Annotated in this window: 17 protein-coding genes; 6 read left to right on the plus strand and 11 right to left on the minus strand. The window is 69.0% G+C overall.

Annotated features, from left to right (window positions below):
* Positions 1-570 (plus strand): sugar transferase (locus ON43_RS36120; protein WP_040814951.1); only part of this gene is annotated, 570 nt, incomplete at its 5' end.
* A 74-nt stretch (positions 571-644) separates the two neighbouring features.
* Here ON43_RS36120 and asnB read toward each other — a convergent pair.
* Positions 645-2,486 carry an asparagine synthase (glutamine-hydrolyzing) gene (gene asnB / locus ON43_RS36125; protein ID WP_040814952.1) on the minus strand — a complete coding sequence of 614 codons (1,842 nt, stop codon included), beginning with the start codon at positions 2,484-2,486 and terminating at the stop codon, positions 645-647.
* Positions 2,487-2,604: 118 nt separating this feature from the next.
* Positions 2,605-3,192: a DapH/DapD/GlmU-related protein gene (locus tag ON43_RS36130; RefSeq protein ID WP_051179697.1), complete on the minus strand. Its 588-nt coding sequence runs from the start codon at positions 3,190-3,192 to the stop codon at positions 2,605-2,607.
* Positions 3,193-3,311: 119 nt separating this feature from the next.
* Here ON43_RS36130 and ON43_RS36135 point away from each other — a divergent pair, with 119 nt between their 5' ends.
* Positions 3,312-5,429 carry a heparinase II/III family protein gene (locus ON43_RS36135; RefSeq protein WP_040814953.1) on the plus strand — a complete coding sequence of 706 codons (2,118 nt, stop codon included), beginning with the start codon at positions 3,312-3,314 and terminating at the stop codon, positions 5,427-5,429.
* On the opposite strand, the gene ON43_RS36140 is transcribed toward ON43_RS36135, so the two are convergent.
* Genes ON43_RS36140 through ON43_RS36155 form a run of 4 tightly spaced genes read right to left on the minus strand, consistent with a single transcriptional unit; the run spans position 5,413 to position 9,833 of the window.
* Positions 5,413-5,958, minus strand: a complete 546-nt coding sequence (locus ON43_RS36140; RefSeq protein WP_051179698.1) for a YdcF family protein — start codon at positions 5,956-5,958, stop codon at positions 5,413-5,415. The two genes, ON43_RS36135 and ON43_RS36140, sit on opposite strands and share 17 nt — an antisense overlap.
* A 20-nt stretch (positions 5,959-5,978) precedes the next feature.
* Positions 5,979-7,490: a lipopolysaccharide biosynthesis protein gene (locus ON43_RS36145; protein WP_051179699.1), complete on the minus strand. Its 1,512-nt coding sequence runs from the start codon at positions 7,488-7,490 to the stop codon at positions 5,979-5,981.
* Positions 7,487-8,503 carry a glycosyltransferase family 2 protein gene (locus tag ON43_RS36150; RefSeq protein ID WP_051179700.1) on the minus strand — a complete coding sequence of 339 codons (1,017 nt, stop codon included), beginning with the start codon at positions 8,501-8,503 and terminating at the stop codon, positions 7,487-7,489. The genes ON43_RS36145 and ON43_RS36150 overlap by 4 nt, the downstream gene beginning before the upstream one ends.
* Before the next feature lie 16 nt (positions 8,504-8,519).
* A complete protein-coding gene (locus tag ON43_RS36155) occupies positions 8,520-9,833 on the minus strand; it encodes a nucleotide sugar dehydrogenase (RefSeq protein WP_245568919.1) in 1,314 nt (437 codons plus the stop codon).
* Between the two features lie 248 nt (positions 9,834-10,081).
* On the opposite strand from ON43_RS36155, the gene ON43_RS36160 reads away from it, so the two are divergent.
* The 4 genes from ON43_RS36160 to ON43_RS36175 are packed head-to-tail and all read left to right on the plus strand — an operon-like array spanning position 10,082 to position 15,009.
* A complete protein-coding gene (locus ON43_RS36160; protein ID WP_051179701.1) occupies positions 10,082-11,446 on the plus strand; it encodes a phenylacetate--CoA ligase family protein in 1,365 nt (454 codons plus the stop codon).
* Positions 11,447-11,483: 37 nt separating this feature from the next.
* On the plus strand, positions 11,484-12,056 hold the full coding sequence (locus tag ON43_RS43020) for an AMIN-like domain-containing (lipo)protein (protein WP_157514310.1): 573 nt from the start codon (positions 11,484-11,486) through the stop codon (positions 12,054-12,056).
* 14 nt (positions 12,057-12,070) lie between these two features.
* Positions 12,071-13,447 carry a P-loop NTPase family protein gene (locus ON43_RS36170; RefSeq protein ID WP_040814954.1) on the plus strand — a complete coding sequence of 459 codons (1,377 nt, stop codon included), beginning with the start codon at positions 12,071-12,073 and terminating at the stop codon, positions 13,445-13,447.
* Positions 13,444-15,009, plus strand: a complete 1,566-nt coding sequence (locus ON43_RS36175; protein ID WP_157514311.1) for an O-antigen ligase family protein — start codon at positions 13,444-13,446, stop codon at positions 15,007-15,009. The genes ON43_RS36170 and ON43_RS36175 overlap by 4 nt, the downstream gene beginning before the upstream one ends.
* Here the strand turns inward: ON43_RS36175 and ON43_RS36180 are convergent.
* From ON43_RS36180 to ON43_RS36200, 5 genes are all read right to left on the minus strand, one after another.
* Entirely contained in the window at positions 15,006-16,205 is a 1,200-nt protein-coding gene (locus ON43_RS36180) for a glycosyltransferase family 4 protein (RefSeq protein ID WP_218003457.1), read from the minus strand. The genes ON43_RS36175 and ON43_RS36180 overlap by 4 nt on opposite strands.
* Before the next feature lie 5 nt (positions 16,206-16,210).
* Entirely contained in the window at positions 16,211-17,347 is a 1,137-nt protein-coding gene (locus tag ON43_RS36185) for a glycosyltransferase (protein ID WP_245568920.1), read from the minus strand.
* Positions 17,344-18,417 (minus strand): glycosyltransferase family 4 protein, encoded by a 1,074-nt coding sequence (locus tag ON43_RS36190; protein ID WP_063712695.1) that lies wholly within the window; start codon positions 18,415-18,417, stop codon positions 17,344-17,346. Before ON43_RS36190 ends, ON43_RS36185 begins: the two co-directional genes overlap by 4 nt.
* Positions 18,414-19,829, minus strand: coding sequence for a Wzz/FepE/Etk N-terminal domain-containing protein (locus tag ON43_RS36195; RefSeq protein ID WP_040814958.1), 1,416 nt, complete (start codon positions 19,827-19,829; stop codon positions 18,414-18,416). Before ON43_RS36195 ends, ON43_RS36190 begins: the two co-directional genes overlap by 4 nt.
* The coding region (locus ON43_RS36200; protein ID WP_157514312.1) for an oligosaccharide flippase family protein at positions 19,826-20,687 on the minus strand (862 nt) is incomplete at its 5' end. The genes ON43_RS36200 and ON43_RS36195, both read right to left, overlap by 4 nt.

Genomic DNA, 20,687 nt, shown 5'->3' on the forward strand with positions numbered 1-20,687 from the left:
TTCGTCTTCGCCGCGGCGGCGCTGCTGGCTGCCCTGCCGGTCATGGTGATCGCGGCCATCGCCATCAAGCTCACCAGCCCGGGCCCGGTCTTCTATCTGTCCGAGCGAATCGGCTTGGACGGCGCGCCTTTTCGCATGATCAAGTTCCGCAGCATGCGCACCGGCGCGGATCGCGACCTGGGCGACCTGCTGGCCGCCAATGACGGCGCCGGACCGCTGTTCAAGATGCGCGAGGATCCGCGCGTCACCTCCATCGGCCGGATCCTGCGCAAGTACAGCCTCGACGAGCTGCCCCAGTTCATCAATGTGCTGCGCGGTGAGATGAGCGTGGTCGGCCCGCGCCCGCCGCTGCGCGGCGAGGTGGAGCGCTACGACCGAAAGGTGCGGCGGCGCTTGCTGGTCAAGCCGGGTCTGACCGGACTGTGGCAGGTGTCGGGCCGCTCGGATCTGTCCTGGGACGAATCCGTGCGCCTGGACCTGTCCTACGTCGAGAACTGGTCCATGGTGCAGGACCTGCTGATCATCCGGAAGACGATCTTCGCCGTCGCCCGCAGCGACGGCGCGTACTGAAGGTTCACAGCGAAGGCGGCGGTGCCCCCGGATGGACAGCGGTGCCGCCCGGGAAACCGGGCGGCACCTCGCATTCAGCTCGGCGAGGCGATCTGGCGCTGGAATTCGCGGTGCCAGACCTCGAGCGACAGCAGGGTCCAGATCCGGGGCTGCTCATCTCGCAGCCCCGCGATATGCCCCTCCAGGAGGCGACGCACCTCCCCCACGTCGCAGATGCCCCCGACGAACGAGGACGGCCCGGTCAGCAGGTCGAAGGCCATCTCGCGCAGATGTCCGCGGAACCAGGCGTCCAGCGGCACCTTGAACCCGACCTTGGGGCGATCCACCAGCTCGTCCGGAAGATGGCGCCGCGCCACCTCTTTCACCAGCCACTTGGTGGTGCCCCCGCGCACCTTGAACTCGCTCGGCAGCCGGAACGCCAGCTCGGCGACCCGATGGTCGAGAAAGGGCGGACGCAGCTCCAGCGAGGCCGCCATGGACATGCGGTCGCCGCGTTCGAGCAGGTTGTCGGCCAGCCAGGTGTGCACATCGGCATAGAGCATGCGCCGCAACGGGTCTCCCCGGCCGTCCAGGTACGGCTCGAGCACGGTGCGCTCGGGCGGCCCGCCCAGCAGCCGGGTGCGTTCGCGGGCCGTGAAAGGGGCGAACCAGCCCCGCATGCGTTCGGCGTAGTTGGGTTCGGACAGGGCGCGCAAGGCCACCGAGAGCCGCGCCTGTCGCGGTGACAGCCGCCCCTCCAGCGCCCGCAGCGGCCCGCCCGGCAGTGCGCCCGCGTAGCAGGTGGTGCGCGCGTACCGGTATTTCGGGTAGCCGCCGAACAATTCGTCGCTGCCCTCGCCCGAGAGCACCACCTTCACGTGATCGCGCGCCAGCTCAGCCAGCCGGTAGATGGCCACGTCGGCCGGTTCGGACAGCGGCGAATCCCGATTCCAGCTCAGCCGCGCCCAGCTCTCCTCGAAATCGGCGGGGCTGACAATGGTCTCGTGATGATCGCTGCCCACGATCTTGGCGGCGACCCGCGCCCATTCGGTCTCGTCCACCCGCTCGTCCCCGAACGCGGCGGAGAAGGTGTGCAGTCCTTCGCCATTGCGCTGCCGGGCCACCAGCGCGCAGATCAGGCTGCTGTCCACACCACCGGATAGGTAGGCACCGACCGGTACGTCGGCGACCAGCGCGTCGCGAACAGAATCCATCAACGCGTCGTCGAGCAGATCGACCGCACGCTCGGGCGTGACGGCCAGGGTCTCCCCCGCCGCCGGCAGCCGCCAGAACGCCTCGATGCGCACGGTCCCGTCGGCCCGCGCGGTGAGGTGATGCCCCTGCGGCACCTTCCGCACGCCCTCCACGAAGGTGTAGGGCGCGGGTACCGACCGGTGTGCCAGGAAATCGTGCAGGCTGGCGGTGTCCACCGTCGGCGAATCGATCACCGGCAGCAGCGCTTTGATCTCCGACGCGAACGCCAGGAAGCTCTCGGTGCGGTAGTAGTACAGCGGCAGGATGCCCAGCCGGTCCCGGAACAGATGCGTCTCTTCGCTGCGGGAATCGTGGATGGCGTAGGCGAACTGCCCGCGCAGCGCCCCGACCCCGGGCGGACCGTGCTTCTCGTACACCGCGAGCAGCACCTCGGTGTCACCGCGGGTGGTGAACGGGTACTCCAGCCCCTCCCGCAGTTCGCGATAGTTGAGCACCTCGCCGTTGTAGGCGATGTGGGTGTTCCCGCCCGAGCCCGCCATCGGCTGCGCCGAGCCGTCCACGTCGATGATGGCCAGCCGGGTGTGCGCGAAACCGACCGATCCGTCGATCCAGATCCCCTGGTCGTCCGGACCCCGATGGTGCAGTCTCCGGCCCATTTCCGCGAGCAGTTCCCTGCTCACGGGCGCGCCGTCGAATCGGCGCACACCGGCTATTCCACACACATCGTCTCCAGTTCGCCGTCAAACCTCACGTACTTCCTCCCCCTGTGTGCCGCCCTGAGTTTCAGGGTAGTCGCGCCCCGGTGCCGCTGTCAGTCGTTGTAAACCGTTGCCGCATCGCCTAATTCGCGATCCCGAGCACCGGATGATCGACATCCGCGGCGCCCGGGCGCTCCCCGTTGGGCAGCCGGATGATTTTGGCGGGCACCCCTGCGACGTGCGCCCCCGCCGGAACATCCTTGGTCACGACCGCGCCCGCCTTGATTTCCACCCTATCCCCGATGGTGACACCCACGACGATGGCATTGGGCCCGATCCACACATCGTCTCCGATCACCGGCCAGCGCCCCGGCGCACCGCTGGCCAGCGACACCCCGTGATGGATCCGGCAGCGCGCCCCGACCCGGGCGCCGGAGTTCACGCACAGCAGCCCGGTGTGCGCGATGGAGAGCCCGGGGCCGAACACATTGCGCGGCACCGTGAATCCGAGCCGCTCGCCGAGCAGCTTGACCCGTAGCGCATACCAGGCGAACACGAGCCGACCGGCCGGATCTCTGCGCACATTGGCCCAGTATTCCGACTTGCGCAGCAGCCGCTGAAAGTACGCGGGCCGCTGTGTCAGGCGGTATCGCAACCGCCAGCGCGTGAGGCCGTTAGCGGCCAGATCTTCGGCGAGGTAGTGCCGAAGACTCTCCTTGGAGTCGATCACGCGCTGATCCTCCCTCACCGGTCAGCAGGTCCACAACCGCTAGTCACGGTATCGTCCACTCCGTTGTGTTTTCGTCCCGGGGGGTGCGTGCACACACTCTCTTTGGAAGGGGCCTTCAGGTGAGTCGCCTGGACTGGTATCTGCACCGCCTGCGCGCCATGAGCGGACCGGAGATCATCTGGCGCGCAGGCCGATTGCGGCATCGCGCGATGAACCGTCCGGTCAGCTGGGAAACCGCCCGGCAATCGCTGTTCGGCAGGCGCGAACCGGACTGGGCGGAACTGCTCGAGCGCTTCCGCGCGGGCACCGATAGGCCGGTGCTGCTGGATCGCTCGCGCGCCGAAATCCTTGCCGCGCAACACCCCGACGAGGTCGCCGCCCTGCTCGCCGCGGCCGAGCAGATCCTCGAGGGCAAGGTGCGGTTCTTCGGATACCCACTGGTCGGCATCGGCGGCAGCATCGACTGGAACCATGACGCGCTGGCCGGAATCCGCTGGCCCAGTACGAATTCCGAGCGCATCGACCATCGCACCGCCGCGGGCGACCCCAAGTGGATCTGGGAGCTGAATCGCCTGCAGCATCTGCCCTGGCTGGCCCAGGCGTGGCTGTTCACCGGCGAGGACCGCTTCGCCGAGGCCGCCTTCGAGCACCTCGACAGCTGGATCGAACAGCAGCCCCCGGGCACCGGCATCGCGTGGCGCGGAGCCTTCGAATGCGGGCTGCGGTCGATCTCGGTGGCGCTCGCGGTGCAGGGCCTGTGCGCCGCACCGGGTTTGACGCCCGAGCGCTACGCGCGCATCGTGACGCTGCTCGGAGAGAGCGCGCGGCGCTGCTGGGCCGAGCGCTCACTGTTCAGTTCGGCCAACAATCACCTCATCGGCGAGCTGACCGGGCTCGCGACGGTGGCGATCCTGGCGCCGGAGCTGCCGCGCGCGGCCCGCTGGGAGCGCGACGCCCTGGCCGCGCTCATCGAGCACGCCGACCGGCAGCTGCTGCCCGACGGCGCGGGCGCGGAACAGGCGGTGGCGTATCAGCTTTTCACCGTGGAGCTGCTGTCGATCGTGTACGGGTTGCTGGCCCTGCGCGGCACGCCGCCGGAGCGGCTCGGCGCGGCGATGACCCGCAGCGCGCGGTATCTGGCGCTGCTGGTCGGCGACGAGGATCCGCAGCCGCGCTTCGGTGATGACGACGGCGGTTTCGCGCTGCGCCTGGGTCCCGAGGAGGTGCGGACCGTGCGTGAGCATCTGGGCATCGTCGATGCCCTGATCGGCGTACCGGAGGCCGCCCGCGCCGCCACCGACACCGTGACCGCCGCCTGGTGGCGGGCCGCCCTCGGCACGGAATCCGCAGCGGCACCGCAGGCTCCGGGCAGCGGTTACGCCGCCGATGGCGGTCTGGTGGTGCTGCGCGCCGGCCGCCGCCGCCTCACGATGGATGTCGGCCCGCTCGGCTATCTGTCGATCGCCGCGCACGGGCACGCGGACGCGCTCGCGGTGACGCTGGCCGCCGACGGCACCGACCTGATCGGTGACCCGGGCACGGCCAGCTATTACGGGCATCCGGCTTGGCGTGCTGCGCACCGCAGTACGCGCGCGCATGCGACGGTGAGCGTCGACGGCGCGTCCCAGTCCGTGGTGGCCGGGCCGTTCATGTGGAGCACGCACGCCCGGGTCCGGGTGCGGGCGGTGGACGTCGAGTGCGGCGTGGTCGATGCCGAGCACGACGGCTATCTGCGGCTGCCGGATCCGGTCACGCATCGGCGCTGGCTGGTCGCGCCCCCGGACCGCGATGCGATCGTCGTGGTGGACCTGCTCTCCGGCAAGGGAATCCACACCGCGGACGTGTCGTGGCCGCTGCATCCGGCACTCGACGTCCGCGAAACCCAGAACGGTCACGTGGTGACCGCCAGCGGGGACACCCTGCTCTCGCTGACCTACGCCGCGACCGTCCCCGTGGACACCGAATCACTACGCGGCGACGAGACCACCGATCTGGGCTGGTGGTCGGAGCGCCTCGAATCCCGTGAACCCGCCTGGCTGATCAGCGCCCACTGCGCCGGCACAGCACCGTTCGCGGTGGTCACGGTCCTGGGCCGCGGCCCGGATACGGTCGACGATCTGCGTATCGAGCAGACCGGCAACGAGATCCGCGCGCAATGGACCGACGGCGACACCCGCCACACGCTCGCCATCGACACCGCTCGCGACGGCGTCGCGGACCTCAGCACCGATCGATGACCGCCCGGGCATACCCGGCCGTTTGATAGACATAGGACCAGACCCAGTACCAGGGCGCGATGTCGAACGGGCTGGGCCGCATGATCAACTCACCGTCGAAGCACCGCTCCAGGATGTAGCGCGCCCGAGACAGATGCGGCCGCATGGTGATCACGATGATCGTCTTCCACCCGTGCTCACCGGCCAGCCGCCGTAACTCCCGGCCCTCCCCCACCGTCGTCGACGGATCCGGCGCGAAACAGATCAGCGTGAATCCGGTCTGCGGCGTGTGGCACGGTTCGCGGACCTCGTCGATATCGGTCCACTCCCCATAGGGATTGGAGAACAGCACGGTCGAGGCGTAACCCTGACGCCCCAATTCCAGCCCGTACCCGTAGCGGTCCACGCCCTCCCCGCCGAGCACCAGAATGGCGTCCGCGCGCCGCAGCTCGTCCACCTGCGGGCGCACGTACACCGGATAACCCGCGGCAACCAATGCCGCGACGATCGCGAGGGCGAGACCGGCGAGCACCCACCGGCGGCGGGTCATCCACCCGCGTAGTCGCCCCGTCACCGCCGCCGAACCGCGAAGACCGGGCTCGCGGGCGAAATCACCCGCAGCACACCGAGAAACAGCGTGGCGAAGGCCAGCACTTCGACGATCAGCAGGCCCAGTCCGGGCGCGACGGCCCGGTCGCCCGCGTGCAGGACCAGATGCTCGAGCAGGCCTGCCGCGACCGCGGCCAGCAGTGCGGCCGCCAACGGGGGAAGTAGGCAACGCGCCAGTTCACCACGGGTCACATCGATCACGGTACGCGACAGCCCCAGACCGGTCAGTCCGGTCAGCACGGCCGACACCGACAGCGCGAGGCCGACCCCGAACAGCCCGTGCGACACCAGGATCAGCACCAGTGGCACCGCGGTGACCGCGCCGACGCCGGTCATCCAGTTGATCGCCTGCGGCCGTCCCGCGCCCTTGAGCGCCTCCGCGCACACCGACATGAGCGCGAAGCCGATGCCCACCCCGGCCATGGATTCGACCAGCACCCCGGCCCCGTGCCACGGGCGGCCGAGCAGTAGCACCACCGCCGGCTCCCCGAGCACCGCCAGCAGCGCCGAGGACGGCACCACCGCCAGCCACATCCAGCTCAGCGCGGTCCGGAAGGCCCGGCCGAACCGCTCCCGATCCCCCGCGATGTGTGCGAAGGCCGGAAACAGGACATACGAACAGATTTGAATGATCGCCATCACCGGCAGGAACGCCAGCCTGCGACCGTTGCGGTAGTTGCCCAGCGCGTCGGTCCGCAGCCGATGCCCGACGAACAGCACCTCGAACGCCTCGATGGCCCGCTCCACCGTGCTCTCGATCAGCAGCGGAAACGCGAACGCCGCCAGCTCCCGCCACAGTCGCACCCGAAAGCGCCCGCGCCCGGGCCGCCAGCCGCACAGCCGCCACGCCGCCGCGGCCGCCACCACCACCGACGCGTAATAGGCCGCCACCAGCGACCACACCCCGAACCCGCACGCGGCCAGCGTGATCGACACAGCTGCGAAGGCCACGGCATTGGCCGGATCCACGATCACTCGCCGCTGGAATTGGAACGACCGCTGCATCATCGCGTCCGGCACCGACATGAGCGAAGTGAAAAGCACTGTGCCCGAACAGGCCGCCGCGACCGCCGCCACCTGGCTGTCCCCGAACACCGAGGCCAGCACCGGCGCGGTCGCCAGCAGCACTCCTGCGATGAGCGCCCCCGACCCCAGCGTCACCCAGAACACCGTCTCGGCCGCGTCCTCGACCTCGTCCCTGCGCTGGATCAGCGCATGACTCAGTGAACTGTGCGAGAACACCACCACGAACGTCGTCAGCACCGACCCGGCGGTGAAAACACCGATCTGCCCGGGCGACAACAGATGCGCCAGCACCAGCGTCTGCACCAGCGCGATGATTTGCACCGATCCGACCCCGATGGCCGAGAGCACCGCACCCCGCTTCAGCACCGCCCGCAGCCCGCCGGACTCCGCGCCCGGCTCGATTCCCTCCAGCGGCTCCCGCGGCGTCACCGTATCATCGGCGGTCACCGTCGGGCGACGCCGGCGATACGGCCCGCGACGTGCGTGAACACCTCGGAGACTTGCTGTTTGAGCGGGTGCACCCGGCGCAGCACGCCCGGCGCCACGGTGACCGCCGCGGTGACCGCCGCCGCGCGCACGGTCTTGCGCTGCCCGAACGCGTCCCGGGCCGCCCGGCGGGCTTCCCGGTCGTCATTGGCCAGCAACGCCTCCCGGGCCCTGCGCAGCAGCACCCAGTACCGGAACGTGCGCAAGGTCTTGTCCAGCGCGGCCTTGGCCTGCGGATCGGTCGGGGCGGCCCAGGAGAACGAGCGCTCGAGCTCCGCCATGAAGGCTTCGACCTTGGCCGGGTCTCGCGTGATCGAGTCGCCGCGAATCCGGAAGCGCGCCAGCCGTTGCGGCAGCACCCGGATGTCGTAGCGGTCCACCATGCGAATCCAGATGGCCACCGATTCGTGCAGCTCCTGCCCGCCGCGGTCGTAGCCGCCGACCGCGTCCCAGGCGGGCCGCCGCACGGCCGCCGTGTAGTACGGCATGAGGCCGCCGAGCAGATCGGTCAAAGTGAGACGATGCGCCGGGTCCGGCTTCACCTTCACATTGGTCGACCGGTAGTACGGCACGGGTAGGTCGGCCCCGGTGTCATCGAATCGGTAAGCGTCGCAGCCGATCGCGTCGATACCGGGATCGGCGTCGAAGGCGGCCTGAATGGTCTCACAGAAGCCGGGCATCACCTGATCGTCGCTGTCGAGCACCACCATGGCGCGCCCGGTCGCGACCGCCGACGCCGCCATGACGCCCCCGTCGTACCCCTTGTTCTCCTGCCGGACCAGCCGGATGCGCGGATCGGCGGAGTAGGACTCGACGATCGCCGCGATCTCATCCGACATCCCGTTGTCGACGACGATCAGCTCCCAGTCCGAAAACGTCTGCGCCACCACCGAATCGATGGTCTCGCGCAGATACGCCTCGGTCTTGTACGCCGTCGTCAGGAAACTGAACGCGGGAGCGGTCGCCTCCGCCATGAAAACCCCCTAGGACCTACCATCCGATACCCACATAGCCGGGCTGCCGCCGCCGCTTCGCCGCCTCGGGCAGCCGCACCAGATCGATGACGGTCCGGTCCGGGCCGATGCCGTCGACGGCGGCGACCACCGCGGGCTCCTTCGATCCGGCGATGAAGATCTCCCCGTGCGCCACCACGGCCTCGATGTCATCGGTGAGCAGTTCGCCGATGTGCGGCAGCCGCTCCTCGATGAAGGCCCGGTTCGCGCCCATCAGCCGCGACAGCGCCACGTTCGCGTCGTAGATCCGCACGTCGTAGCCCTTGCCGAGGAGCCGCTCGGCGAACTCCACCATCGGGCTCTCGCGCAGATCGTCGGTTCCGGCCTTGAACGAGAGGCCGAAAATGCCAACCCGCTTGCGCCCCAGCGAGATCACCAGATCGACCGCGCGCCGAATCTGCGCCTCATTGGAGACCAGCACGTTCTGCAGCACCGGCAGTTCCAGATCGTGCTGGCGCGCGGTGTGGTTGATGGCGCGCACGTCCTTGGGCAGGCACGAGCCGCCGAAGGCGAAGCCGGGCCGCAGATACGCGGGGCTGATATTGAGTTTGGTGTCGGCCAGGAAAATATCCATCACCGCGTGCGAGTCCAGCCCGAGTGTCGCGCACAGCGCACCGATCTCGTTGCCGAACGTTACCTTGAGCGCATGGAAGCTGTTGTCGACGTACTTGGTGATCTCAGCGACGGCGATCGGCACCCGGAAACGCGGCCCGGGCAGCCCCTCGTAGAGGCTCGTCATCTCCTCGCCGGTGCGCGCATCACTCTCGCCGATAACGGTTTTGGGCGGATTCTCGAAGTCGCGCACGCTGCTGCCCTCGCGCAGGAATTCGGGATTCACGCAGACCCCGAAATCGACGCCGACCCGCTTGCCGGAGGCGCGTTCCAGGATCGGGATGAGGCTGTCCTCGCAGGTGCCGGGCACCATGGTGCTGCGGTAGGCGATCACATGCCAGCCGTCCTTGCCCGCCAGCGCGGTCCCGATCTGCTCGCTGACCCGCTCGAGATAGGCCATCGAGAGCCCGCCGCCGCTGCCGGAGGGTGTACCGACACAAACAATCGAAACATCGCTGTTTACAACAGCTTCGGCAATGTCCTCGGTGACGGTCAGCCGCCCGGATGCCACCACCTCGGCGATGAGTTCGCCGATCCGCTCCTCCACGACCGGGGTCCGGCCCTGCCGGATGAACTCGATCTTCTGCGGGTTCACGTCCACGCCGATCACGGCGTGTCCCCGCGCTGCGAAGCAGGCCGCCGAAACACAGCCGACGTAGCCCAGTCCGAAGACACTCACCCCCAGTTCGCGGCCTGTTCGCCGTGTTCGTCCGTCTTCCACCCGCGGGTCTTGCTCGTCCACGCTGCCCACCACCAGGGATCGTCGCTACCGCCGATTTGTTTTATACCAATGTATTCCGAGATTCGCCCGCGTTATCATCGGCCGGTGCGGTACGCGACGGCTCCCGTGTCTGTCGTGTATCTTGCGGTCGGGGGTGGAGACGACGCCGGAGCAACCACGAGTACCGGCTGGGGGATCGCGGATTGATGGCATTATCGACAGTCGCCTTGACGGTGAAGTACCAGCTACGACGTACCCATCCGCAACGAGGTCGGCTGCAAAGACGGCTGGACGCGCTGGAACACGCCGACGCGGACGGGATTCGGGCATATCAGGAGCAACGGCTGCGTCAGCTGGTGTGCCTGGCAGCGCGGCGTTCGCCGTTCTACCGCGAGTACTTCCGGAACTCGGGCATCGATCCCCGCTCCATCCGGACCCTGGACGACCTGCCGAAACTGCCGTTGCTCTCACGCGAGGACCTGGCGCAGCGCGCCGACGACTTCCGTACGCTGCCGCGCTGGCTCATGCGCTCGGTGCGCTCGGGCGGCACCTCGGGCGTGCCCATCGAATGCCACCGCACCCTCGCCTCGACCATGTTCGAGCTGGCGGCGCTGGAACGGCAGTGGAGCTGGTTCGGGGTGCCGGAGAATTCGCGGCGAATCGTGCTGCGTGGCAACACCTTCGCTACCGGCGGCAAGGCGCCGACCCTGGCGGTACGGGGCGCCCGGCAGTTGCTGGTGTCGAGCTATCACCTGACCCCGGATCGGCTCGACCGGATCGTCGCCGACATCCGCCGCTTCGCCCCCGATGTGGTGGAGGGCTGGCCGTCGAGCATCGCGTTGCTGGCGGCGCTGCTGCGCGACCGGCAGATCCGGATTCCGGTGCGCGCGGTGATCACCTCCTCGGAGGTCATGGCGCCCGGCCAGCGGGCCCTCATCGAGCAGGTCTTCGAGGCGCCCGTCATCGACCACTATGGCCAGACCGAGCGCGCGGCCATGGCCGGGGCCTGCGAGGCGGGCGGCTATCACGTCTTCCCCTATTACGGGATCGTGGAACTGCTGCCGGTCGAGGGTGCGCCCGACCGCTGGGAGATCGTCGGAACCTCGCTGCAGAACCGGGGATTCCCGCTGTTCCGGTATCGCACCGGCGACGAGGTGCGCCCGGCCCCCGCGGGCCCGTGCCCCTGCGGTCGCGCGTTTCCGCTGCTGGGCGTGGTGGACGGCCGCGTCGAGGACACCTTCACCTCCGCCGACGGCCGGCCGCTACCGCTGCCGTCGAGCATCGTGGACGATCTGACCGGCCTGCGCGAGGCGCAGATCGCGCAGTTGCGGCCGGGTGTCTTCGAGCTGCGCGTGGTGCCCGGCACCGGCTTCTCCGAGGCCCGCACCACCGCGCACGCGCGCCGGAACGTCCTGCGGCAGTTCGGTTCCGGCCAGGAGTTGCGGGTGCGGGTGTTCGAGATGCTGCCCCGGCCGCCGAGTGGAAAGCTCAAGACCGCGGTCGTCGACCCGGCGCCGCCCAACGGAGAAACATCGTTCGGGCGGGACACGATACCCGGGAAGCGGACGTAGTGGCGAGGGGGCGCGTGATGAGAGAGGTGGGGCCGCGGTGGTGGCTCGCAGCGCGAGAATGGCGGTGCTGACGGCGGTTTCGCTGGTCGTGGTGGGGAGTGTCGCAGGGTGCGGTGGATCCGGTGATCCGGCGAATCAGAAGGTGCCGGTGAGTACGACCGTGCCCGTCGACGAGTTCGCGGCGCGCAATCAAACCCCGCAACCCGGTGCGGTCGGCATCGGGCTGACGCGAATCACGCTGGCGCATACGAATACGGCCGATCAGGTGACCTTCGAATTCACCGGTAATGCCGTGCCGGGCTGGTCGGTGCACTATGTGAACCAGCCGGTGCAGAACGGCACCCGGACGCCGTTCACGGTGACCGGCCAGTCCGTCATCGAGGTGCTGATCCGCGAGGCAGCCAATCCGTTCACCTCCGGCGCGGCGCCCTATTCGGGCCCGCCGACCGTGACCGATCCGAGCACCACGACGGTCGGCGAGGTGCGCTATGCCAGCCAGCTACGCGGCGTGACACAGGCTTTCATCGGACTCCAGACCCCGCAGCGCAAATTCCGGCTCACCGGACTGACGAACCCGACACGGGTCGTGCTGGAGGTCGATCACCGATGACGAGCGGGGGAACCATGACAAGAAGTACGCTCAGCGTCGTTATCGACCGGATCTGGCAGCGCCGCTGGCTGGTCGCGGCGGTGGCGCTGGTGGTGATGTTCGGCGCGTTCTACACCGTGCACGACCGCACCACGACCTATACCGCGCGGGTGCTGGTCTCGGCCGGTTCGAACCGGCCGCCGACCCAGGACGCGATCCTCGCGCAGGGGTTCACCTATTACCTCAACGATCCGTCGTATCAGGCCGCGCTCGGGCACAAGGCCGGATTTCCCGATGGCATCAACGGATTCTCGGCGCAGTACGTGACGGCGAGCCCGCTGTTCTATGTGCAGGTGTCCGCGAATACGGCCGCCGTCGCGGTGGCCGCCGCCCCGAAGATCGCGCAGCTCTACGTCGATGATGTCAACGGGCGGCTCGACGCGAGCCGCACCGCGACCGCCGATGCCATGACCGCCTCCATGATGAAGATGTGGAGTGATCGGCTGGCGGCCAATGACCCCAATGCCTACAGCGCGCAGATCCAGTTGCAGCAGGTCATCGATCAGCTCAACGCGGGCACCGAGAACCGGCTGACCGTGTTGCAATCCGGCGCGGGCGCGACCCCGATCGGCCCGGGCAAGACCAAGACGCTGGGCGCGGGCATCATCGGCGGGATCATTCTCGGCTGCGTGGTGGCGCTCATGGCGGGCGCGGGCACGCGGCGGCTGTACACCGACTACGACGTGGCGGAGAAGACCGGGGTGCGGCCACTGGACGTGATCCCGGCCGGGGGCGGCGCGAAACGCGATGCCCGGCGCGAGGTGGCGCTGCGGCATGTCGCCAACCTGGTCGCGCGGGAATGCACGCGGACGCCGACTTCGATTGCGGTGGCACCGGTTTCGCCCGGGCCGGGCGGTGCGGAGGTGGCGCGGGCGCTGGCCGAGCATCGGGCGGCGCAGGGCACCAAGACCATCTATCTGGACACCGATCTGCGCGATACGGGATCCGGCGGGGCGGGCATCGTCGACTATCTGGAGGGCCGCATCCGCGAACTGCGGGAGGTCACGCGCGCCGGGACCGACGGTTTCGCCGAGATCGCCTCCGGCGCCTCCGGCGGCGATCCCTACAAACTGTTCGACCGCCACCGCGTGCGCGAGCTGCTCCAGACCGCCGGTGCCACAGCCGATCTGGTGGTGGTGCGGGTCGCGCCGCTGAGCATCGCGCCGGAGGCGCAGATCGTGGCCGATGTCGCGGATCTGACGATCCTGGTCGTCGAGTGCGGGCGCACCCGGGTGCGGGACGTGACCGAGGCGGTGCGGGCGATCAATCAGGTCGGCGCGGAGGTGCTGGGCGCGATCCTGATCGATTCGGCCGAACGCCGTGGGCCGCTGAGCCGTTGGATCTCCCGATGACGCCCGAGCGCCCTGAGGTCGAGGAGCGCACGATGCCGCCGGACCTCGCGGCGCTGCCCGGGCGGGCGTGGTTCGCCGAGCGAGCCAAGATGTTCGTGATCATCGGAGTCTCGCTGCTGGTCGGGCTCGGCGTGATGCTCGAGCTGTCGAAGAAGGCCCCCGGCGGTCTGGGCGTGGTCGCCGCGGCCGGCGGTTTCGCCGCGGTGCTGGTGGTCATCGGTCTGCGAGATCCGCGCTGGGCCTTCGTGTTCATGATGCTGGCCACGTTCCTGCGCCCGGCGATTCCCAAGATTCTGCCCGTCACCGACCCGTTCGTGCTGGCCTTCGGCGGTCTGGTGATCGCGGCGCTGGCGTGGATCCGCGGCCGTCCGGACCGGCGGGTGTCGATCGGGCCGATCGAGATCGCGATGCTGCTGTATGTGCTGTGGAATCTGAATTCGATTCTGCAGGACCACGAGTACGCGCCGATCCTGTATCCGCTGACCGGTGAGATGCTGGATCTGCGGCGCTATCTCATCATCGGCACGGTCATGCCGTTCGCCACCTACCTGATCGCGCGCATGATCTTCGCCCGCCGCGACGCTGCCGGATTCCTGGTGGGCACGCTGCTCGGGTGCAGCGCGTACTCGGCGTGGGTGAGCATTCTGCAGTTCTACGGGCCGCGCAGCCTGATCTGGCCCAAGTACATCGCCTATGCCCCGGCGTGGGCCGAGCGCGCGTGCGGGCTGCCGAATCAGCCGGAGGTCAACGGGCTGATCCTCATTGTCGGATTCGTGCTGTCGCTGGTGCTGATCAGCAGTGAGAAGCGGCCGCGCTGGCAGCGGATCGGGCTGGCGGTGATCGCGGCGGCGTGCGCGTTCTCGGTGTATCTGACCCACACCCGGTCGATCTGGCTGGACTTCGCGGTCGTGGTGCTGATCGCGATCGTGGTGGGCAAGGGTTTTCGCACCGGATTCGTGGTGACCGCGATCTCGGCGGTCACGGTGATCGCCCTGAACTGGTCCACGTTCACCTCCTCCGACCGCAAGGCCGGCGGTGTGGCCTCGACCAACGAGGTCTACGACCGGCTAAATGCCGATATGACCGCGGTGTGGGCGTGGACCCAGAAGCCGTTCAGCGGGTGGGGTCTGGGCCGGTTCGTCATGGTGAACACCTATCGGCACCAGCAGTATTCGCCGACCACGCCGTGGGAGCGCGGGCTCGGCATTCCGGCCCACGAGACCGAGCTGGGCATTCTCGCCGAGCTCGGCATAGTCGGGCTGCTGTTGTGGCTCACGGTGCTGGTGCTGTTGACCCGGAAGCTGCTGCTCGCCTATCTGCGGCTGCCGACCGAGGGGCTGATGGGCCGCCCACTGGCGTTCACCGCCGCCGCGGCCTTCGTATCACTGGTGCTGGGCGGCGTTTTCGTGGATCTGCGGCTGTTCGACTATCCCAGCACCATGGTGTTCGCACTGGTGGGCGCGGCGGTCGGGGCGGCCGATCGGCTGCCCCGGCCCCCGAAGGTGGACCCGCTGGAAGCGGGCCGGGCCCACCGGGAAGAACTGCGCGCGGCCAGGGTCTAGCTGTTCGCCTCGAACAGCCGGGAGTAGAACCCGAGCAGGTGCTGTCGCGAAGTGTCCCAGGACAATTCGCGTTCGACCCGCTCGCGGCCGAGTTCGCCCATCTGCTTGCGCCGGACCGGGTCGTCGAGCAGTTCGGCCATGGCGACGGCGAAGGCTGCCTCGTCATTGGCGGGCACGTAGACCGCCGCATCGCCCGCGGACACCCGCGCCTCGGTCAGCTCGAACGACACCAGAGGCCGTGACATGGCCATGTATTCGACGACCTTGTTCATGGTGGAGACGTCGTTGAGCGGGTTGTACGGGTCCGGCGAGAGACAGATGTCGGCGGTCGAGAGGCAGGTCTGCAGGAACTCGTCGGAGACCCGGCCGGTGAATTCCACCATGTCGTCGAGCTTCAGCTCCTTCGACAGGGCGACCAGATCGTCGAAGGCATCGCCCGCGCCCATGAAGATGAAGTGGGCGTCATCGCGTCCGAGCTCATCACGGAAGTGAGCGATGGCGCGCAGCGCGTAATCGACACCGTCCTGGGGCCCCATCACGCCCAGATATGCTCCGAGATAGGGCTTTCCGTGTTTGAGCGCGGGTTGTGGATCACGCGGGATGAACCGTGACAGGTCCGGTGCGCTGCGCACCACGGTCACCTTGTCCGGGTCCATGTGCCCGCGTTCGATGGCGACGCGCCGATAGCTCTCGTTGGTGGAGATGACCGCGTCGGCGCATGCGAAGGTCAAGCGCTCCAACAACATCGAGGCCCGGTAGAGCAGCTTGCCGCCGCCCTCGAAGCGGGACAGGAACAGTTCGGGGACCAGGTCGTGATGGTCGAATACGAAGCGGGTGCCACCCAGGCGCAATACCAGGGCGATGAGGAACAGCAGGTCGGGCGGATTGCAGGCGTGCACCGCGTCGATCGGCCCCGCGCGGCGCACCCGCAGCGCCAAACGCAGGGTATGGAAGAGCGCGAGGGAGTATTCGCGCAGATATCCGGCCGGTCCGCCGGTGGCGGCGCGCAGCGGATAGCGCAGGATGTGGACGCCCTCGATGGTCGCCTCGGCCTCGCGATCCTGTTTGGTCCCCTGGGGGCAGATGACCGTGACCCGGTAGCCGGCGTCGACCAGGGCGCGGCTCTCCTGCCACACCCGCCGGTCGAAGGGCACCGACAGGTTCTCCACCAAGATCAGAATGTGTTGTCCCGCCATGCTTGTCATCCCCTGCGCGCAACTTCCTCCACGGCTCGTTCGGCGGCCGTGATACTGGTCTTCAGACTGAATTCGGTTTCCACCCGCACCCTTGCGGCGGCACCCATCCCCCGGCGGCGCGCGTCATCCGACAGCACGTCGATCAGCTTGTCCGCCAGGGCATTCGGATCGCGCGGCGGCACCAGGTGGCCGGTCACGCCGTCGTCGATCAGTTCCGGCACCCCGCCCACCGCCGTGCACACCGCGGGCCGGGCCGCCGCCATGGCCTCGAGCAGCGCCATCGGGAAGCATTCGACGCTGTGCGAGCTGAGCACCACGACGTCCATGGCGCGCAGCAGGTCCGGCACGTCGGGGCGCGAACCGGCGAGCACCACCCGGTCCCCCAGGCCCAATTCGCTGGTCAGCGCCTCGATCCGGGGCCGCTCCGGACCGTCGCCGACGATCAGGAAGCGGGCCCGCGGCACGGCGTCGGCCACCCGGCGCGCGGCACGCAGGAAGGTCTCGTGGTCCTTCTCCGGGCGCAGCGCGGCCACGATCCCGACGATCAGATCCTCGACTCCGAGGCCCGATTCGGCGACGGCACTCCGATCGTCGCCGGTCTCGTACAACGCGGGATCCACCCCGTTGTGGACGATCCGGATCTTGTCCCGTCCGTACCCGAGATCATCAGTCATGTACTCGATCTGAGCCCGAGCGACCCCGAAGTAGGCGGCCGTACACCGGTCCAACACCCGGTCGGCCAGCTCCCGGGCGCGGCCGCGGGGCTCGATATCACCGTGATTGTGCACCCACACAATGGAATTCGGCACCCTCGTGAGCCAGGCGGCGACCCGGCCGAGTCCTTCGGCGTTGTAGCCACGAGTGATCACCACATCGGGGCGCTCACGCCGCAGGTACCGCACGATATCCCAGAGCGCCCGTACCGCTTGGCGTTTGGTCCGGTGCAGCGCCCGCGCGGGCACCCCGGCGGCCACCAGATCACCGAACAGCGCGCCCTCTTCACCGATACACAGCACCGACGGCGTGAACCGAGTCCGGTCGAGATGCGGCATGAGCGTGGTCACATGTCGTTCGGCCCCACCGACCCGCAGGTCCGGGACCAGGTAGAGCACGCGCAGCGGACCCGGCCCGACCGCGCTCACCGGGTGATCTCCCGGTACAGCCCGTCGAAGCGCCGCCACACCACATCGATATCGAATTCCTCGCGGACCCGCTGTAAAGCCGCCGCTCCCAAGCGCTCTCGCAGCGCGGCGTCGCCGACCACCCGCCCGAGCGCCTCGGCCAGTTCCTCGGCGTCACCGGGCGCGACCATGACACCGCTACGCTCGTCGATCAGATCCGGGATGCCGCCGACCGGACAGGTCACCACGCACAGCCCGCGCGCCATGGCCTCCAGGATGGCCATCGGCTGGCCCTCCCGATGCGAGGGCAGCACCAGCACCTGCGAAGCGGTGAGAAGCTCCGGAACCCGTTGCGGCTCCAGCCATCCGGCGATCTCGACACTGGAGGCGCACCCCAGATCCGCGACCATCTTGCGGGCGCGCTCCACCGCGCCGTCCCCGGCCACCAGCAACCGCGGCGGCGGCGCCACGGCGGCCCGCTCGGTCATCATCCGATGCCAGGCCTCCAGAAGCGTGAACGTGCCCTTGCGCTCGCCGACCTCACCGAGGAACAGCACCTGCACCGGTAGCCCCGAGCGCTGATCGACCGGGGTGTTCGGCCGGATGGCATTGGACACCACCGTGATTCGAGCCTCCGGGGCGATCTCGCGCAGGGCAGCGGCCCACGGCTCACCGAGCGCGATCACCACCGCGGCGCCGCTGAGCGCATCGCGGATCGCGGCCCGCAGCGACGGTGAAGCCCCGTCGTAGAACACACTGAAATCCGAGCCGTGCACATGCAGCACCACCGGGATACGCAGCACGCGGGCCAGCAGTTCGAACATGTACTTGCGCGGGAAGCTGCCGTAGGAGGACATGTGCAGGTGCACCACCGCCGGGCGCCGCACCAGCAGCCGGTACAGATAGACGAAGACCGACACCTGATAGGCCGCGAGCTTGGTGGCGATGCTGCCGTCGCGGTGGGTGGCCACGTGGTCGATGTGCCATTCGTCCCACAGCGGGGTGGCACGCATATCGCGAACGAACGACGCCACCCCGCCGCGCGTCGCCATACTCGTCGAGACCCACAGGGCCCGTTGCCGTCTCGTCATTTTCGTGGACTGATCGGCTGAGCGGGGGGCGTATGGGTCCAGCGGATGCGCTCGGTCGGCGGGTCCGCCGATTCCGGCGCGCTGACCTTCTCCTCGGGTTCGGACTCCTCGATCAACACCGCGCCCAGCACCTCGGCGTCGACGCCCTCGAGCACGCGCCGCGCCCGGCGGGCCGCCGCCACCGTGGTGTTCCGGTCGAGCACCAGGACGGTCGATACCGCCTCCGCCGCCAGCACCTGAACCTCCACCGCGTCATTGACCGGCGGGGCGATGACCACCACCAGATCGGCGCGCTCGAACAGCCCGGACAGCAAGCGCGCGAAGCGTTCCCGGCTCAGCGCGGTGAACGGGTCCTCGCCGGTGCTGCCCGGGGCCAACTCCCGCAGCTGCGGCATACGCGTCCCCATCAGCACCCCGTCCAGCTCCAGGCGCTCGGCGACCACCTCCGCGACGCCGGTGCCCGACGGACGGCGCAGATCGGCGTGCACCAGGATGGTGCGCACCCCCTGCCGTGCGCGTTCCTCGGCGACGGCCCGGGCCACGGCGGCGATGCCGTCCTCGGATTCGGGCGCGGTCACCACCACCGTCGCCCGCTTCGCCGGGGCGGCCAGGCCGACCGCGGTGGCGATCTGCTGGAATGCCTTGTCGCGCAGGCTCGCTCGCTTGCTCGACCGTCCCGGCACCACCGCGATGGCGTCGAGGCCGAGCTTCTGCTCGATGTCATCGGCGGTCCGCAGCCGCCGCGCGGTCAGGCCCAGCACGAAGGCCACGACCACACCGGCCAGCAGTCCGCCCACCCCGTAGGTCAGCAGCCCCGGCAGCCGCGACGGCTCGTTGCGCACCGGATCCGAGGCGGCCTGCAGATCGATGAGCTTGTTCGAGGTGTCGGCATTGATGCGGTTGATCTGATCCTGCATCTGGGTCAGCGAGGCATCGCTGACCGCGCCGTTGGCGGCGCGGATATCGTCGAAGGGCTTGCGCACCGCGGCGATGGCGGCGTCCTGCGCGGCCCGCAGACTCGTATTGATCTCGTCGCGGAAGGCGCTGCCCGCCTTGGTCGCCGCGTCCTTGGCGACCTGCGGCTTCGAGGCGGTCCCCTCGAGATACAGGATGGGACTCGACGCCACGGTCCGCGCGGTCAGCGTCGCCCCGGCCGGAACCGCCCCGGCCGCACGCAGTTTCGACTGGTAGGCGGGGTCCATGAAGTACTGCGCGTAGCCGACCGAGAGCACCGCGTCCTGATCGGGCGCGCGGTTGGGCGAGCCGATGGTCAGGGTGAGCCGGCTGGTGTAGCTGGGTTGCAGATCCCGGGTCGAGACGAATCCCAACGCCAGCGCCAGCACGGTGATCGCCAGGATCACCCATTTCCGGCGCCAGAGTCTGCGCAGGTGAACCGTTGTGGCGCTGTTCAATTCGTCTCCCTCGAAGTTCGGAGCCGCGCGTTGGGGATTATCGCGCGCCGGGCCCCGCTGTTACGGCGCAAACGGCCGGTCAACCGGGCGGCAAGCCGGAAGATCCCGACGATGATGTCGGGTGCCAGGACATACATGACGAGCAGGTAGAGCACCACGAACGCGAGCACGCCGGTGATGAGCAGACCCAGCCCGAGCAGGATCGGCCGGTGGTCGGAGTGCAGCACCCGGTGTTCCAGGACCCAGGTGACGCCGATGGCGATGGCGGCCGCGGGCAATGGCGGACCGACCGCCCGGATCAGATCGCGTATCCGCACACCCATCACCGAGCGCGCCAGCGCGGTCACCAGCACGCCGACGATCAGCATGGTCGCCGAGGTCGCCAGGCCGACGCCGATCAGTCCGAAGAAGTGAATGCCGAGCAATAGCAGGCCGATTCCGAGACCGAGTTCGACCGCGGTCTGCCAGTTGAGCAGTGCGGTGCGCCCGGCGCCCTTGATGGCCTCCTCGCCCACGCTCATCCACGCCTTGCCCAAACCCAGGCCCGCCATGGCGACCACCACCGCGCCCGCCTCGCGCCAGCGCGCGCCGAAGACGAGCACCACCGTCTGCTCGCCGAAGACGATGATCAGCCCCGACAGCGCGGCCGCGCCGAATGTGGTGAGCCGGATGGCCCGCAGATACGCGCCCGACAGTCGGCTCGGATCGCCCTCCTCGGCGATCCGGGCGAAGGCCGGAAACAGCGATACCGCACCGACTTCCACGATGAAGCGGACCGGAATCTGCGCGATGCGCTGCCCGTAGCGGTAGAAGCCCAGGGACGCGGAATTGAGGCCGCGTCCGACGACGGCGGCCTCG

The organism is Nocardia concava NBRC 100430 (assembly GCF_000308815.1).
GTDB lineage: Bacteria > Actinomycetota > Actinomycetes > Mycobacteriales > Mycobacteriaceae > Nocardia > Nocardia concava.